We start from the raw sequence: 14,936 nt of genomic DNA, 5'->3' as shown, positions 1-14,936 counted from the left end.
GGGATCACTGAAGACGCTGGAAAGGGAACGGTTGCCAAAAACAACAACAGACCGCCCTAAAACAATAAAAAAAGAGCACGTGCAACGATTTAAAGGGGAGCCTCGGCTCCCCTTTATGCTGTCTGGGGTTTGGGGATGAGGGTTTCGTGTCCGTCTCGATGTCAGTCTCCGCGTTCGGCTAAGGCTGCTCGTTTGCCCGCACCAGCCGCAGCCCCGCAATCACCACCGCGAACACCGCCAGACTCGCCGAATACAACACCAACGCCAGCATCCCCAGCAGCAATCCAATTCCCGCCAGCACCCGCCCCACCTTGCCCGGCACGCAAAACGCGATCACCGCCGTCACCAGCGCACCCCAGCCGAACACGCCGAAATGAATCAGCCATCCCAGGTCCGAACGCACCACGCATTGCCACTGCAACGCATCGTCGGAACACTGCCCGACCCACTGCACATCCTCCATCAGTCCGTAGCGCAGGCCATAGCTCAACGTCAGCCACAGCACCAAGGCAAACACCGACACGATCAGCGGGAAACAACGCGACACGGAACACCCCAAGGCAGGAAAACGACGCCCAGCATATCCGCAGTCGACCCGGGACATGAAACGCCCCACATTAAAAGCACAACCTCACACGCCACTCGAGCCAGAACGTGTATTGTCGCCTAGGATTTGTTCGGGTTGGCGAGGGATTAAATGCAAATTGCCACTACGGCACTTTTTGCACGCCCCCTGTGTCATAGCCTGCGTATCTCAACAGCACTTCTTTCCCAAGGGATTCAGTCATGCTTCGTTTTTTACGCCTCGCCGCCCTTTCAGGCGGCTTGTTCTTGAGTGCGTCCGTGATGGCGGTCGACATCGATCCGTCCAGCTATGGCTTCCCTCTGACCAACCCGTTCGAAGCGACCATCGCCACGACGCCTCCTGATTTGCGGGCGAAGGTGCCAGACGACGCCGACATCGATCAGGACGACTACAGCCTGACGCTGAGACCGGATCGTGAATTCACCCTCCCCGACAATTTCTGGGCCGTGAAAAAACTGCGTTACCGCCTCGCCAAGCAAGACCATCCCGCGCCTCTGATCTTCTTGATCGCAGGCACCGGCGCCCCCTACAACAGCACCCTCAACGAATACCTCAAGCGTCTGTATTACGGAGCCGGGTATAACGTCGTACAGCTGTCGTCGCCCACCAGCTACGACTTCATGAGCGCCGCCTCACGATTCGCGACGCCTGGTGTGACGTCTGAAGACGCTGAAGACCTGTACCGCGTGATGCAGGCCGTTCGCGCTCAGCAAAACAAACTGCAAGTCACCGAGTATTACCTCAGCGGCTACAGCCTTGGCGCGCTGGATGCGGCCTTCGTCAGCAAACTGGACGAGACCCGCCGCAGCTTCAATTTCAAGAAAGTGCTGTTGATCAACCCGCCGGTGAACCTCTACACCTCGATCACCAACCTGGACAAAATGGTCCAGACCGACGTGAAGGGCATCACCAACAGCACCACCTTCTATGAACTGGTGCTGCAAAAGCTGACCCGTTACTTCCGCGAAAAAGGCTACATCGACCTCAACGATGCGCTGCTCTATGACTTCCAGCAGTCCAAGCAGCACCTGTCCAACGAGCAGATGGCCATGTTGATCGGCACGTCGTTTCGCTTCTCGGCGGCCGACATCGCGTTCACGTCCGACCTGATCAACCGTCGCGGCCTGATCACCCCGCCGAAGACGCCGATCAGCGAAGGCACCAGCCTCACGCCGTTCCTAAAGCGCGCGCTGCAATGTGACTTCGACTGCTACGTGACCGAGCAAGTGATCCCGATGTGGCGCGCCCGCACAGACGGCGGCAGCCTGCTGCAACTGGTGGATCAGGTCAGCCTGTACGCGCTCAAGGATTACCTGAGCACCAGCAAGAAAATTTCCGTGATGCACAACGCCGATGACGTGATCCTCGGCCCGGGCGACCTCGGTTTCCTGCGCAAGACCTTTGGCGATCGCCTGACCGTTTACCCGTATGGCGGTCACTGCGGCAACATGAACTATCGCGTCAACAGCGACGCCATGCTGGAGTTTTTCCGTGGCTAAACGTCTATTGCTCACTGCCGCTCTGCTTTGTGCAGGCGCTGTTCATGCCGCTGATGCGCCGATCATCTCCCAGGCCCAGCCGGTCAAGCGGATCGAGAACCCGGACGGTTTCACCGAGCCGTTGAAGTCGCTGAAATTCAACCCCGGTCTGGACGCCCAGGAATTCGAGCGCTCGTCGCTGAACGCCCTCAACGTCTACGACCCGCTGGAGTCGTGGAACCGTCGGGTCTACCACTTCAACTATCGCTTCGATGAGTGGGTGTTCCTGCCGGTAGTCGACGGCTATAAATACATCACCCCAAGCTTCGTGCGCACCGGCGTCAGCAACTTTTTCAGCAACCTGGGCGACATCCCCAACCTGCTGAACAGCCTGTTGCAGTTCAAGGGCAAGCGCTCGCTGGACACCACGGGCCGTCTGATCATCAACACCACCATTGGTGTCGCGGGCTTGTGGGACGCCGCAACCTGGATGGGGCTGCCAAAACAGAGCGAAGACTTCGGTCAGACCCTGGGGTTCTATGGCGTTCCGGCAGGGCCGTACCTGGTGCTGCCGATTCTCGGGCCTTCGAACCTTCGTGACACCGGCGGCCTGGTGTTCGACTTCACAGCCGAATCGCAGATCAACTTCCTGAACGTGGCGCAGGTGAGTCAGGATCATCCGGAACTGTACCTGCTTCGCGCGATTGACCGCCGCTACACCACCAGCTTCCGCTACGGCCAGATGGACTCGCCGTTCGAGTACGAGAAAGTGCGCTACGTGTACACCGAAGCGCGGAAGTTGCAGATTCAGGAGTGATGATTGCCTTGTGCGGGGTCTGAAACGCGTCACTCTCTGACACGCTGGATGGCCCCTGTGGGAGCGAATTCATTCGCGAGAGGCCCGTACAACCGACAGAAATCTATCGACTGTACCGACGTCTCGCGAATGAATTCGCTCCTACAGGAGACCGCGTCGAGCCATTTGAAACATCTAACAACCCGATCGATTCCTCGCAAAAACGTCACCCATCCATCGCCTTAACCGGCATACCATAGGCGCCATTCCCACCCTCTTCCGGAGTGCGCCCCATGACTCAATTTCGCAAAGTGCTGTCCATGCAGACCGGTCAACCGACCTCGGACGGCGCGGGCGTCAAGCTGACGCGGGTCTTCGGCGGCCCTGGCGTCGAGCTGTTCGACCCCTTCCTGATGCTCGACGAATTTGGCTCGGACAAGGCTGACGATTACATCGCCGGTTTCCCTCCCCATCCGCATCGCGGCTTCGAAACCGTGACTTACATGCTCGAAGGCCGCATGCGCCACGAAGACCACATGGGCAACGTCGGCCTGCTGCAAGGCGGCGGCGTGCAATGGATGACCGCTGCGCGTGGCGTGATCCACAGCGAGATGCCGGAACAAGAAGAAGGCATGATGCGCGGCTTCCAGCTGTGGCTGAACCTGCCGGGCAAATCGAAGATGGACGACGCCGGTTACGAAGACATCCAGCCGGAACGCATCCCGCGCATCACCACGCAGAACGGGGTGGACGTGGTGGTGATCGCCGGTCAGTTCGACGACGGCCAGGTGCAGCAGGCAGGCGCGGTGCAGCGGCCCGACACCGAACCGCAGTATTTCGACTTCCACCTTCCAGCCGGCAAATCAATCAGCCCGAAAGTCCCTGAAGGCCACCGGGTGCTGTTGTACGTGTACGAAGGCGAAGTCGAGATCGCCGGTTGCGCGCAAACGCTCGGTCAGAGCCGTCTGGCTCGGTTGTCAGAAAATGGCGAAGTGCAGCTCAATTCAGCGACCGGCGCGAAGGTGTTGCTGATCGCGGGCAAGCCACTGAATGAGCCAATCGTGCAATACGGCCCATTTGTGATGAACAGCCGCGAAGAGATCGAACAGGCTCTGCGGGATTTTCGGGATGACAAGTTGACGGCATAAACAATCGCCCGATAAATGCAGACCCTGTAGGAGCGTGGCTTGTCCCGCGATCTGACGCGCAGCGGCAGCCATATTGGCCAACGCGGCGGGTCAGATGCATTTGAATCGTCAGGTTTCATGGCCGGTGCCCGGCCATCGCGGGACAAGCCACGCTCCTACAGGGAAAAATGCGGTTTCACGCGATCCCCAAAAACCGCATCAACTCCTCTTTCTGGGCCATCGCATCGCGGCGGCCCAGTTCGATCAATTCGCTGCAATACCCCGACTCGAACAGCAGATAACTCAATACCCCTGCCCCGCTGGTCTTGGTCGCGCCGGGCCCGCGCAGAAAGGTGCGCAGGGCAGGCGGCAGTTCGCGACGGTGGCGGGCGGCGATTTCGTCGAGGGGCTGGCTCGGGGAAATGACCAGCACCTCCACCGGCGCCAGCGACTGCACCGGCGTCGGCTGTTCGGACACCTGCGGCGACGGCTCGGGTGGCGAGGGCAACATGCGACTCAGCAAATTCAGCCGCTCCAGCAACTCGATGTCGCTCTCCAGGCTGTCAATGAACGTGCTGTTGAGCATGTGCCCGCTGATCTGCGCCAGACTCGGCTGCGCGCCGCTCACGACCCGGTGCACGGGCTTGTTCGCCCCCGGTCCGCGAGGGTTGCCGCTGACGCCCACCACCAGCACCCGATTGGCGCCCAGGTGCAGCGCCGGGCTGATCGGCGCCGATTGCCGCACCGCGCCATCGCCAAAATATTCGTGTTCGAGTTTGACCGGGGCGAACAGCAGCGGAATCGCAGAACTCGCCAGCAGATGATCGACCGTCAGCCGCGTTGGCACGCCGACGCGCCGATGCCGCAGCCAGGAATCGATGGTGCCTTTGCCCTGATAGAACGTGACCGCCTGCCCCGACTCGTAGCCAAACGCCGTGACCGCAACGGCCCGCAAATGCCGACCTTCGATGGCCTCATCAATGCCTTCGAGGTTCAGGCGCTCGGTCAGCAAATCTTTCAACGGCGAGCTGTTGAGCAACGCCACGGGGATCTGCTTGCGACCGATCCCCAACAGGCTTCGCCCGAAGAACCGGGTCGCCTGACGAATCACCCCGGACCAATCGCTGCGCAACACCTGATGGCTGCGAAAGCTCTGCCAGAAGACCGTGAGTTCATGAATAGCCGTGCGAAATTGCGCAGCCCCGCTGGCGAGTTTCACCGCGTTGATGGCGCCCGCAGACGTGCCGACGATGACCGGAAACGGGTTCTTTCCGCCCGCAGGCAGCAGGTCGGCGATCCCTGCGAGCACGCCCACCTGATAGGCCGCCCGAGCGCCGCCGCCGGAAAGGATCAGCCCGGTGATCGACTCGCGACCGACCGGAACCGTTGAAGCGCTGTTGACTGTTTTTTGTTCTGCTGCGCTTGTCGTCATAAAACCTCAGCCCTAGGTATCAGCCCCGCTTTTTATACAGCTTCGGCTCACCGGGCGGCCTGCTCTTGAACCGCCGGTGTGCCCACAGATACTGCTCGGGGCAGGCCGTCACGGCCCGCTCGACCCATTGATTGATGCGCAGGCAATCAGCCTCGTCGCTCTCGCCGGGAAAATCGGTCAACGCCGAGTGGATCACCAGCTTGTAACCGCTACCGTCCGCCAGACGCTCTTGGGTGAACGGCACCACGAGGGCGCGGCCGAGGGTGGCGAATTTGCTGGTGGCCGGTACGGTGGCGGCCTGAATGCCGAACAGCGGCACGAACAGGCTCTGCTTGACGCCGTAGTCCTGATCCGGCGCGTACCAGATCGCGCGGCCCTTGCGCAGTTGCTTGATCATGCCGCGCACGTCTTCGCGCTCGACGGCGATGGAATCCAGGTTGTGCCGCTCGCGGCCTCGGCGCTGCACGTAGTCGAACACCGGGTTCTTGTGCTCGCGGTACATGCCGTCGATGGTGTGCTGCTGACCGAGCAACGCTGCGCCGACTTCCAGCGTGGTGAAGTGCAGCGCCATGAGGATGACGCCCTGCCCTTGCTCATGAGGCTGCTTGAGGTGTTCAAGCCCTTCGATGTGCGCCAGCTTGGCAAAGCGCGTCGGGCTCCACCACCAGCTCATGGCCATTTCGAAAAAGGCGATCCCGGTGGAGGCGAAATTTTCCTTGAGCAGGCGTTTGCGCTCGGCTTTCGAAAACTGGGGAAAACACAGTTCAAGGTTGCGCGCCGCGATGATGCGACGGTCGGTGGCGAAGTAATACATGACCCCGCCCAGCGCCCGGCCTATCGCGACCAGCGCCCGAAACGGCAACTGCACCACCAGCCAGAGCATTCCCAGCCCCAGCCAGAGGAGCCAGAAGCGGGGATGAAGAAATTGGGCTCGAAAACGCGGGCGTTCCATTACAGCTTCCGTCAGGACAAAGGCGGGCATTCTACATCGGTTCGAGCACTTCCGTGACGCTTCGTCGGTTGCGGCTCCCTTGCGACTCGCGGGCGTTCTCGTTATAAGTCTCGGCACTTTTAGCGACAAGCCGCTGTATGCCGACATGAGCCAAATCGAATTGCAAGACAAGGACCCCGTGTTCCAGCTGAAGGGCAGCATGCTGGCCATCACCGTGCTGGAACTGGCCCGTAACAACCTTGAAGCACTGGATCGTCAGCTGGCCGCCAAGGTCGCTCAGGCGCCCAATTTCTTCAGCAATACGCCGCTGGTGCTGGCGCTGGACAAGCTGCCGCCCAACGAAGGCGCCGTCGACCTGCAAGCGATGATGCGCATCTGTCGCCATCACGGCTTGCGCACCCTGGCCATTCGCGCCAACCGCATCGAAGACATCGCCGCTGCCATTGCCATCGACCTGCCGGTCCTGCCGCCATCCGGCGCGCGTGAAAGACCCCTCGATCCGACGGAAGGTGAAATAAAGAAAAAGCCCGAAGTGGTGGAAAAACCACCGGAGCCTCTGATCAAGCCGACCAAGATAATCACGGCTCCTGTGCGCGGCGGCCAGCAGATTTACGCGCAAGGTTCGGACCTGGTGGTGATTTCCTCGGTCAGTCCCGGTGCGGAACTTCTCGCCGATGGCAACATCCATGTGTATGGCCCGATGCGGGGCCGGGCACTGGCAGGCATCAAGGGCGACACCAAGGCCCGGATTTTCTGCCAGCAAATGGTGGCCGAACTGGTCTCCATCGCCGGGCAATACAAGGTTGCGGAAGACCTGCGACGTGACCCTCTCTGGGGGGCCGGGGTACAAGTCAGTCTGTCCGGTGACGTGTTGAACATCATCCGTCTTTAACGGATACTGCGCCATTTTCAAAGCCACTCTGATTCGTCGCGAAAACGATGCAAAGGGAAAGGAAATCCGGGAAATTCATTTGTTTTCTCGAAACATGAGCATCGCAAGACGCTCGTTTCTTTCTCTGTTCGAAAAACGCTGCGTGATGAGGGGCTATTCAGGGACTAGCCGTCCTACTTTTAGGGGTGATACACCTTGGCCAAGATTCTCGTGGTTACATCCGGCAAGGGTGGTGTGGGCAAGACCACCACCAGCGCCGCTATCGGTACCGGCCTCGCATTGCGCGGCCACAAAACGGTCATCGTCGACTTCGACGTCGGTCTGCGTAACCTCGACCTGATCATGGGTTGCGAGCGTCGCGTCGTGTATGACTTCGTCAACGTGGTCAATGGCGAAGCCAACCTGCAACAGGCGCTGATCAAGGACAAGAAGATCGAAGGTCTCTATGTCCTGGCCGCCAGCCAGACCCGTGACAAGGAAGCGCTGACCAAAGACGGCGTGGAAAAGGTCCTGATGGAGCTCAAGGAATCCTTCGAGTACATCGTCTGCGACTCCCCTGCCGGTATCGAGACGGGCGCTCACCTGGCGATGTACTTCGCTGACGAAGCGATCGTCGTGACCAACCCTGAAGTCTCCTCCGTCCGTGACTCGGACCGCATGCTGGGCCTGCTGGCCAGCAAGTCGCGCCGTGCCGAGCGCAACGAAGACCCGATCAAGGAGCACCTGCTCCTGACCCGCTACAACCCTGAGCGCGTGAGCAAGGGCGAAATGCTGGGCGTGGAAGACGTCAAGGAAATCCTGGCCGTCACCCTGCTCGGCGTGATTCCTGAATCCCAGGCTGTGCTCAAGGCTTCCAACCAGGGCGTGCCTGTCATCCTCGACGACCAGAGCGACGCCGGTCAGGCGTACAGCGATGCCGTTGACCGCCTGTTGGGCAAAGACCGCGAGCACCGCTTCCTGGACGTACAGAAAAAAGGATTTTTCGAACGCCTGTTCGGGGGTAACTAATGAACATTTTTGACTTCTTTCGTGCCAACAAAAAGCCCAGTACCGCATCGGTCGCGAAAGAGCGTCTACAGATCATCGTGGCGCATGAACGCGGCCAACGCAGTACCCCGGACTACCTGCCCGCTCTGCAGAAAGAGCTGGTGGAAGTGATCCGTAAATACGTCCAGATCGAGGACGATAAAGTGCAGGTTGCGCTCGACAACGAGGGCAGCTACTCGATTCTGGAGCTCAACATCACCCTGCCTGATCGTTGATCGAACAGGCGGTCGCCACGGCGGCTCGGTTGCCCTGATCCCTTCGCGGGATTGCGGTGAGCGAGCCGCCGTTGGCGTTTGTAAACACACCGATTTTTGCTCTGAGAGTGCTACGAGGCTGTTCGATGCCGCTGTCCAATGTCCACATTCTCCATCAGGACGATGCCGTTCTGGTGGTGAACAAGCCTACCCTGCTGCTGTCGGTCCCTGGTCGTGCGGACGACAACAAGGACTGCCTGATTACGCGCCTGCAGGAAAACGGCTACCCCGAAGCGCGCATTGTCCATCGTCTGGACTGGGAAACGTCCGGGATCATTCTGCTGGCCCGCGATGCGGACGCCCATCGGGAGTTGTCGCGGCAGTTTCACGACCGCGAAACCGAAAAGGCCTACACGGCACTGGCGTGGGGCCAACCGGCGCTGGACAGCGGCAGCATCGACCTGCCGTTGCGCTACGACCCGCCGACCAAACCTCGACATGTGGTCGATCACGAACTCGGCAAACATGCGCTGACGTTCTGGAAGGTGCTTAAGCGGTACGACACCCATTGCCGCGTGGAACTGACGCCGATTACCGGTCGGTCTCATCAGTTGCGCGTGCATATGTTATCGATCGGGCATCCGTTGTTGGGGGATGGGTTGTATGCACATCCCGAGGCATTGGCGGCGTACCCGCGTTTGTGCCTGCACGCGAGCATGTTGACGTTTACCCATCCGGTGACGAAAGAGCGGCTGCGGTTCGAGTGTCCAGCGCCGTTTTGAGGGGGTGGGATTTGCTGGCTTGAGATTGTTACTCTGACGCCCTTCGGGCCTGATCGCGAGCAAGCTCACTGCTACATTTGCTTAAACGCGCCATAGCCTGACAGACCGAGTTGTAAGCCTTAAGAGCCTGGCACCAAGGCCACACGCCCGGTCCAGCAGATGCGGCGCGTTGCAAAAGATGTAGGAGTGAGCTTGCTCGCGATCAGGCCCCGAAGGGCATCAAAGTAAGCGTCTAGAGCCAACCATCTCGCCCCGGCCCGCATACGCCTGTAAACTCCCGCCATTGCTGTCTGGAGTAACTTATGCGCGAAGAGTTGAACCAAGGCCTGATCGATTTTCTCAAGGCCTCTCCCACCCCGTTTCACGCCACCGCCAGTCTGGTGCAACGTCTCGAAGGCGCCGGCTATCAGCGCCTCGACGAACGCGCGCCTTGGCACACCGAAACCGGTGGCCGCTACTACGTCACCCGTAACGACTCTTCCCTCGTCGCCTTCAAGCTGGGTCGCCTGTCGCCTCTGATCGGTGGCATTCGCCTCGTGGGCGCTCACACCGACAGCCCCTGCCTGCGGGTCAAACCCCAACCCGAGTTGCAGCGTCAGGGTTTCTGGCAGTTGGGCGTCGAGGTCTACGGCGGTGCGCTGTTGGCCCCGTGGTTCGACCGTGACCTGTCACTCGCGGGCCGTGTCACGTTCCGTCGCGACGGCAAGGTCGAAAGCCAACTGATCGACTTCAAGCTGCCCATCGCGATCATCCCTAACCTGGCGATTCACCTCAATCGCACCGCCAACGAAGGCTGGCAGATCAATCCGCAGAACGAATTGCCACCGATCCTCGCGCAAGTGGCCGGTGACGAGCGCGCCGATTTCCGTGCCCTGCTGACCGACCAGCTCGCCCGCGAGCACGGCCTGAACGCCGACGTTGTGCTCGATTACGAGCTGAGTTTTTACGACACCCAAAGCGCGGCGGTCATTGGCCTGAATGGCGATTTCATCGCCGGTGCGCGGCTGGACAACCTGCTGTCGTGCTTCGCTGGCCTGCAAGCGCTGCTCAATGCCGATGGCGAAGAGACCTGCGTGCTGATCTGCACCGACCACGAAGAGGTCGGCTCGACCTCCGCGTGCGGCGCCGACGGCCCGATGCTGGAACAAGTGCTGCAACGTCTGCTGCCAGAAGGCGACGACTATGTGCGCACGGTGCAGAAGTCGCTGCTGATTTCCGCCGACAACGCCCACGGCGTGCACCCGAACTACGCTGACAAGCACGACGGCAACCACGGCCCGAAACTCAACGCCGGCCCTGTGATCAAGGTCAACAGCAACCAGCGCTACGCGACCAACAGCGAAACCGCCGGTTTCTTCCGCCATCTGTGCATGGCCGAGGAAGTTCCGGTGCAGAGCTTCGTGGTGCGCAGCGACATGGCCTGTGGCTCGACCATCGGCCCGATCACCGCCGGGCATCTGGGCGTGCGCACCGTCGACATCGGCCTGCCGACGTTCGCCATGCACTCGATCCGTGAGCTGGCAGGCAGTCAGGACCTGGCGCACCTGGTCAAAGTGCTGACCGCGTTTTATGCGAGTGCCGAGTTGCCGTAAGCGTTGCTCTCATCTGTGGGTCCGGCTCGCAGCAGAGCGGCCGCCCACAGAACATTGAGGCGCTTAAGAACCCTTGCCAATTTAGATAACCGGTCGCTATTACGCCTATCGCAACTCGGTCTTCCCCGTCCGGGAATATTCGTTGCACCTGGCTTGCCTCCTGCCGATCATGAAACTTCATTGATTCACTTGGACAGTGAGGCAAACCATGGATATCTCCGCAGCTGAAGTAAAAACATTAACGGATAGACAAACCGAGCTTGAGCAACAAATCCCTCTCTTGCAGCAAGAACTGGCAGATATCACAAGCACGCTTGAGTCTCTAAAGGCTGGTAGCAGTGAACCGTCATTAGCCCAAGCCTCTACTCCGTTGGAAGCAATGAGCAATACAACATCAGCGGGCCTTAAGGGGCTGTTGTAACAAGCGCTGGAGAATGAACTGCGCAATCTAACTTGCTCTCTGTAGCAGCGCGGTTTGCTGGCGTCAGCAAACTCAACACCGCCACCGCAGTCAATCCATGCTGCTACGGGAGTCGCCTGATCTGAACCATGACAGAAAATGATTCTCGCCAACACTGAGTGCCGCTCGTAAAATCGCGGGTCTTGCCTGTACGCACGGCTGACTTCAATTCAGTCGCATCAGGTGCCTGTTGATTCGAGGTTCATTGTCTGGTGATTGCGCCTGCCCGCCTACTCTTCCTGTCGCGCCTGCTGCTGATCTGTCTGCTGGCGCTGTTCCCCGCCGCGCTCACTCAGGCAGCCGGATTGCCCAGCCTGCTCGGTGGCCAGAAAGCCCAACCTCAAGCCCAGGAACCCTTGGGCCAGTCCCTCGACGAGGTCATCACCTCGCTGGAAAACGATCAGCAACGCAGCAAATTGCTGGACGATCTGAAGAAGCTTCGCGACGCGACGAAGAAAGCCCAACCCACTGCCGAGCAAGGCGTGCTGGGGCTGATCGGGAGCACGCTTCACGATTTCGAGAAGCAGTTCACTGGCGATGACAGCCCGCTCAGTCGCTGGGGCGACGAGGTGTCGCTGGCCGAGCAAGAGCTGATGGACCTGCTGCTGCCCGCCAATCAATGGTGGCCGATCATGTTCAGCTTCGCCCTGGTGATTGCGCTGTGGAGCTTGCTGGCCGCCGCGCTGATCTGGCTGAGCCATCGAGTGCGGGTGCGCTTCGGGCTGTCGGAAGAACTGCCGCAACACCCGCGTCCGACCGACATGCTGCGCTTCGCCCTACGCAAACTGGGGCCATGGCTGATTGCGTTGGTCATCACGGTTTACTTGAGCTATTCCCTGCCGCCTTCCCTAGGCCGCGATCTGGCGATGGTCTTGGCGTATGCGCTTGTTGTCGGCACGCTGTTTTCGGCGATCTGCGTGATTGCCTTCTCACTGCTCGACGGCCCTCACCGGCATCAGGCGCTGTACATCCTGCGGCATCAGGCGTTTCGGCCGCTGTGGTGGATCGGCAGTTTTGCCGCCTTCGGTGAAGCGCTGAGCGACCCGCGATTGGTGGCCAGCCTCGGCGCACACCTGGCACACACCACCGCAACCCTCGCCAACGTCATGGCGGCGATTTCCACGGGGCTGTTCATCGTCCGCTTCCGTCGGCCCATCGCGCATTTGATCCGCAATCAGCCGCTGTCCCGCCGCTTGAAACGCCGCGCCCTGAGCGACACCATCGAAATCCTCGGCAGCTTCTGGTACTTGCCTGCGCTGGTGCTGGTGGGCGTGTCGCTGTTCGCCACGTTCTTCTCGGCGGGCGACACTAGCACCGCGCTGCGCCAGTCGCTGATCTGCACCGTGTTGCTGGTGTTGTGCATGGTCATCAACGGCCTGGTGCGGCGTCACTCGCAAAAACCGGCCCACGGTCATCGACGCCATGCGCTGTATTCGGACCGCCTGAAAAGCTTCGGTTATACCGTGGCGCATCTGGTGGTCTGGCTGGTGTTCATCGAGTTGGGGCTGCGGGTCTGGGGCCTGTCGCTGATCCGTTTTTCCGAAGGCGACGGCCACGACATCAGCGTGCGCATCATCGGCCTGGCGACCACGCTGATCTTCGCCTGGCTGATCTGGATTCTCGCCGACACCGCGATTCATCACGCCCTCACCCGCTCGCGCAAAGGCCTGGCCAACGCCCGTGCGCAGACGATGATGCCGCTGATCCGTAACGTGCTGTTCGTGACCATTTTCATCATTGCGGTGATCGTCGCACTGGCGAACATGGGGATGAACGTCACGCCGCTGCTGGCCGGTGCCGGTGTGATCGGTCTGGCCATCGGTTTCGGCGCACAGTCGCTGGTGGCGGACTTGATCACCGGGCTGTTCATCATCATCGAGGACTCCCTTGCCATCGACGATTACGTGGACGTCGGCGGGCATTTGGGCACCGTCGAAGGGCTGACCATTCGCACCGTGCGCCTGCGTGACATCGACGGCATCGTGCACACGATTCCGTTCAGCGAGATCAAGAGCATCCAGAACTACTCGCGGGAATTCGGCTACGCGATCTTTCGCATCGCGATTCCGTCGAACATGAACATCGATGATGCGCTGAAGATGATTCGCGACGTGGGCCAGAAAATGCGCACCGACCCGCTGCAACGCCGCAACATCTGGTCGCCGCTGGAGATTCAAGGGGTGGAGAGTTTCGAGTCCGGCAACGCCATCCTCCGCGCGCGCTTCAAGACCGCACCGATCAAGCAATGGGAAGTGTCGCGGGCGTTCAACCTGTCGCTGAAACGTTATCTGGATGAAGCGGGCATGGACCTCGCGACGCCGCGCCTGAATGTGCAGGTGAACACCAGTGGTGGGAGCGTGAGCGGGGTTCGCGGGAAGAAGGATGAAACGGCGGGTTGAACTCGCATAAAAAACACGAAACCCCTGTAGCAGTCCGGCTCGCCAGCGACATCCGTGTGGTCGCTGCCGCCGACAAGTCGGACTGCTGCAGGGGTTTCGTGTTTATTGTTGAGCTTCAGATCAAGGCGTAATCGACGCTGCGGTGTTGTCCTTGAACATCGCCGCAAAGCGCTGTTTGTTGGCCGCGTAGTAATCGGCGGTGACCTTCTCGGCCGAGCTGGCACGCGCTTCCAGCATCATCTTTTGCAGGTCGTCCTTGGGGATCGAATAGTGGGCGAAGAATTGCGCCACTTTCGGGTATTGATCGCTGAATCCCTTGCGCGCGAAGGCGTGAATCTGCTCAGCACCGCCAAACAGGTGCTCAGGGTCATCCAGATAACGCAGCGGGTATTTGGAGAACATCCAGTGCGGGCTCCAGGCGTTGACCAGTGACCACTTGCCGCGTTTGAGATTGCGGTCCAGCTCGCTCAACATGCCGGTTTCCGAGGACGCCACCATCTTGTAGCCGACGATTTTCTTATCGTTGAGCACCTTCTCGGTGAGCTTGTACTGGCCGTTGCCGACTTCGGAGGTCAGGATCTTGCCGTCGAATTTCGCCGCGATCCCCGGTTTGTTCAGGTCCGCGAGGCTGGAGACTTCGCTGGCCGGAACGATGTCCGGCACCGCCATGCCGATCCGTCCTTCATACAGCACGCCCAAGTCTTCGATCTTGTCCTTGTACTTGTCGTAGAACGCCTTGTGCGTGCCCGGCAGCCAGACCATCGGAATCATGTCGATGTTGCCGTTGGCCATGGCCTGAAACTGGATGCCGATGTCGGCCATGACCAGTTTCACCGGCTGCTTGAGCTGGTCTTCCAGCACCAGCGTGGCCAGCTTGACGGTGATCTCGGTGTCCGACCAGTTGACCCAGCCGATGCGCACCGGCGGTTGATCGGCGGCGTGGCTGAACAGACTCACAGTCGTCAAGGCGACCCCTGCTAACCAACCAATACTTTTTTTCTTATACGGCGAATAAGCAACCATCGTGCATCTCCCCTGTTGTGTATGGGTGTTACTGGGTGTGGCAGTGAAGTGAGTGAATCGCGCCAGTCTTCGGCCAGCTGTTGCGCCGATCTTATCCACACATTGCGTGGGGTAGCAAGCGAAATGTACACCAGCGTCCGCATCGATTGACACCTGTGTACATTTCACATACTTTC

14 protein-coding genes are annotated in these 14,936 nt (G+C 60.0%); 10 read left to right on the top strand and 4 right to left on the bottom strand.

The annotated features are described in order from the left end of the window. Window positions 1–178: 178 nt before the first annotated feature. Window positions 179–547 carry a hypothetical protein gene (locus ACWKWE_RS17210; protein WP_166593361.1) on the bottom strand — a complete coding sequence of 123 codons (369 nt, stop codon included), beginning with the start codon at window positions 545–547 and terminating at the stop codon, window positions 179–181. A gap of 239 nt (window positions 548–786) precedes the next feature. Between ACWKWE_RS17210 and ACWKWE_RS17205 the strand changes: the two genes are divergently transcribed. The 3 genes from ACWKWE_RS17205 (at window position 787) to ACWKWE_RS17195 (ending at window position 4,008) form a co-directional block, all read left to right on the top strand. Then, window positions 787–2,085, top strand: coding sequence for a serine/threonine protein kinase (locus ACWKWE_RS17205; RefSeq protein WP_166593362.1), 1,299 nt, complete (start codon window positions 787–789; stop codon window positions 2,083–2,085). Next, window positions 2,078–2,881: an MlaA family lipoprotein gene (locus ACWKWE_RS17200; protein WP_341959476.1), complete on the top strand. Its 804-nt coding sequence runs from the start codon at window positions 2,078–2,080 to the stop codon at window positions 2,879–2,881. Before ACWKWE_RS17205 ends, ACWKWE_RS17200 begins: the two co-directional genes overlap by 8 nt. A gap of 272 nt (window positions 2,882–3,153) precedes the next feature. Continuing rightward, on the top strand, window positions 3,154–4,008 hold the full coding sequence (locus ACWKWE_RS17195) for a pirin family protein (RefSeq protein ID WP_483851190.1): 855 nt from the start codon (window positions 3,154–3,156) through the stop codon (window positions 4,006–4,008). A 175-nt stretch (window positions 4,009–4,183) separates the two neighbouring features. Here the strand turns inward: ACWKWE_RS17195 and ACWKWE_RS17190 are convergent, their stop codons facing one another. Next, a complete protein-coding gene (locus tag ACWKWE_RS17190; protein WP_483851189.1) occupies window positions 4,184–5,419 on the bottom strand; it encodes a patatin-like phospholipase family protein in 1,236 nt (411 codons plus the stop codon). A 19-nt stretch (window positions 5,420–5,438) separates the two neighbouring features. Beyond that, a complete protein-coding gene (locus ACWKWE_RS17185; RefSeq protein WP_483851188.1) occupies window positions 5,439–6,371 on the bottom strand; it encodes a lipid A biosynthesis lauroyl acyltransferase in 933 nt (310 codons plus the stop codon). A 145-nt stretch (window positions 6,372–6,516) separates the two neighbouring features. Here ACWKWE_RS17185 and minC point away from each other — a divergent pair, with 145 nt between their 5' ends. The 7 genes from minC to ACWKWE_RS17150 all read left to right on the top strand — a co-directional run bounded on the left by minC (window position 6,517) and on the right by ACWKWE_RS17150 (window position 13,737). Beyond that, complete coding sequence (minC, locus tag ACWKWE_RS17180) at window positions 6,517–7,263, top strand: septum site-determining protein MinC (RefSeq protein WP_166593367.1); 747 nt, start codon at window positions 6,517–6,519, stop codon at window positions 7,261–7,263. 195 nt (window positions 7,264–7,458) lie between these two features. After that, a complete protein-coding gene (gene minD / locus ACWKWE_RS17175; RefSeq protein ID WP_081565987.1) occupies window positions 7,459–8,271 on the top strand; it encodes a septum site-determining protein MinD in 813 nt (270 codons plus the stop codon). Then, window positions 8,271–8,525 (top strand): cell division topological specificity factor MinE, encoded by a 255-nt coding sequence (gene minE / locus ACWKWE_RS17170; RefSeq protein ID WP_166593368.1) that lies wholly within the window; start codon window positions 8,271–8,273, stop codon window positions 8,523–8,525. The genes minD and minE overlap by 1 nt, the downstream gene beginning before the upstream one ends. A 125-nt stretch (window positions 8,526–8,650) precedes the next feature. Further along, complete coding sequence (locus ACWKWE_RS17165; protein ID WP_483851187.1) at window positions 8,651–9,286, top strand: RluA family pseudouridine synthase; 636 nt, start codon at window positions 8,651–8,653, stop codon at window positions 9,284–9,286. A 302-nt stretch (window positions 9,287–9,588) separates the two neighbouring features. Continuing rightward, entirely contained in the window at window positions 9,589–10,878 is a 1,290-nt protein-coding gene (locus ACWKWE_RS17160; RefSeq protein WP_483851186.1) for a M18 family aminopeptidase, read from the top strand. 208 nt (window positions 10,879–11,086) lie between these two features. Beyond that, window positions 11,087–11,299, top strand: a complete 213-nt coding sequence (locus tag ACWKWE_RS17155; RefSeq protein WP_166593371.1) for a hypothetical protein — start codon at window positions 11,087–11,089, stop codon at window positions 11,297–11,299. A gap of 251 nt (window positions 11,300–11,550) precedes the next feature. Next, window positions 11,551–13,737: a mechanosensitive ion channel family protein gene (locus tag ACWKWE_RS17150; protein WP_371928463.1), complete on the top strand. Its 2,187-nt coding sequence runs from the start codon at window positions 11,551–11,553 to the stop codon at window positions 13,735–13,737. Window positions 13,738–13,857: 120 nt separating this feature from the next. Here ACWKWE_RS17150 and ACWKWE_RS17145 read toward each other — a convergent pair whose 3' ends face one another. Continuing rightward, window positions 13,858–14,760 carry a glycine betaine ABC transporter substrate-binding protein gene (locus tag ACWKWE_RS17145; protein WP_166593372.1) on the bottom strand — a complete coding sequence of 301 codons (903 nt, stop codon included), beginning with the start codon at window positions 14,758–14,760 and terminating at the stop codon, window positions 13,858–13,860. Between the last annotated feature and the right edge of the window lie 176 nt (window positions 14,761–14,936).

This window comes from Pseudomonas salicis (assembly GCF_057128705.1).
The sequence above is the reverse complement of the archived record's forward strand: the minus strand, read 5'-3'. Positions and strand labels throughout refer to the sequence as shown.

Bases quoted from the DNA above. Each gene is read 5' to 3' on its own strand.
- ACWKWE_RS17205 (WP_166593362.1), top strand. From the start codon at position 787: ATGCTTCGTTTTTTACGCCTCGCCGCCCTTTCAGGCGGCTTGTTCTTG.
- ACWKWE_RS17195 (WP_483851190.1), top strand. From the start codon at position 3,154: ATGACTCAATTTCGCAAAGTGCTGTCCATGCAGACCGGTCAACCGACC.
- ACWKWE_RS17190 (WP_483851189.1), bottom strand. From the start codon at position 5,419: ATGACGACAAGCGCAGCAGAACAAAAAACAGTCAACAGCGCTTCAACG.
- ACWKWE_RS17185 (WP_483851188.1), bottom strand. From the start codon at position 6,371: ATGGAACGCCCGCGTTTTCGAGCCCAATTTCTTCATCCCCGCTTCTGG.
- minC (WP_166593367.1), top strand. From the start codon at position 6,517: ATGAGCCAAATCGAATTGCAAGACAAGGACCCCGTGTTCCAGCTGAAG.
- minE (WP_166593368.1), top strand. From the start codon at position 8,271: ATGAACATTTTTGACTTCTTTCGTGCCAACAAAAAGCCCAGTACCGCA.
- ACWKWE_RS17165 (WP_483851187.1), top strand. From the start codon at position 8,651: ATGCCGCTGTCCAATGTCCACATTCTCCATCAGGACGATGCCGTTCTG.
- ACWKWE_RS17160 (WP_483851186.1), top strand. From the start codon at position 9,589: ATGCGCGAAGAGTTGAACCAAGGCCTGATCGATTTTCTCAAGGCCTCT.
- ACWKWE_RS17155 (WP_166593371.1), top strand. From the start codon at position 11,087: ATGGATATCTCCGCAGCTGAAGTAAAAACATTAACGGATAGACAAACC.
- ACWKWE_RS17145 (WP_166593372.1), bottom strand. From the start codon at position 14,760: ATGGTTGCTTATTCGCCGTATAAGAAAAAAAGTATTGGTTGGTTAGCA.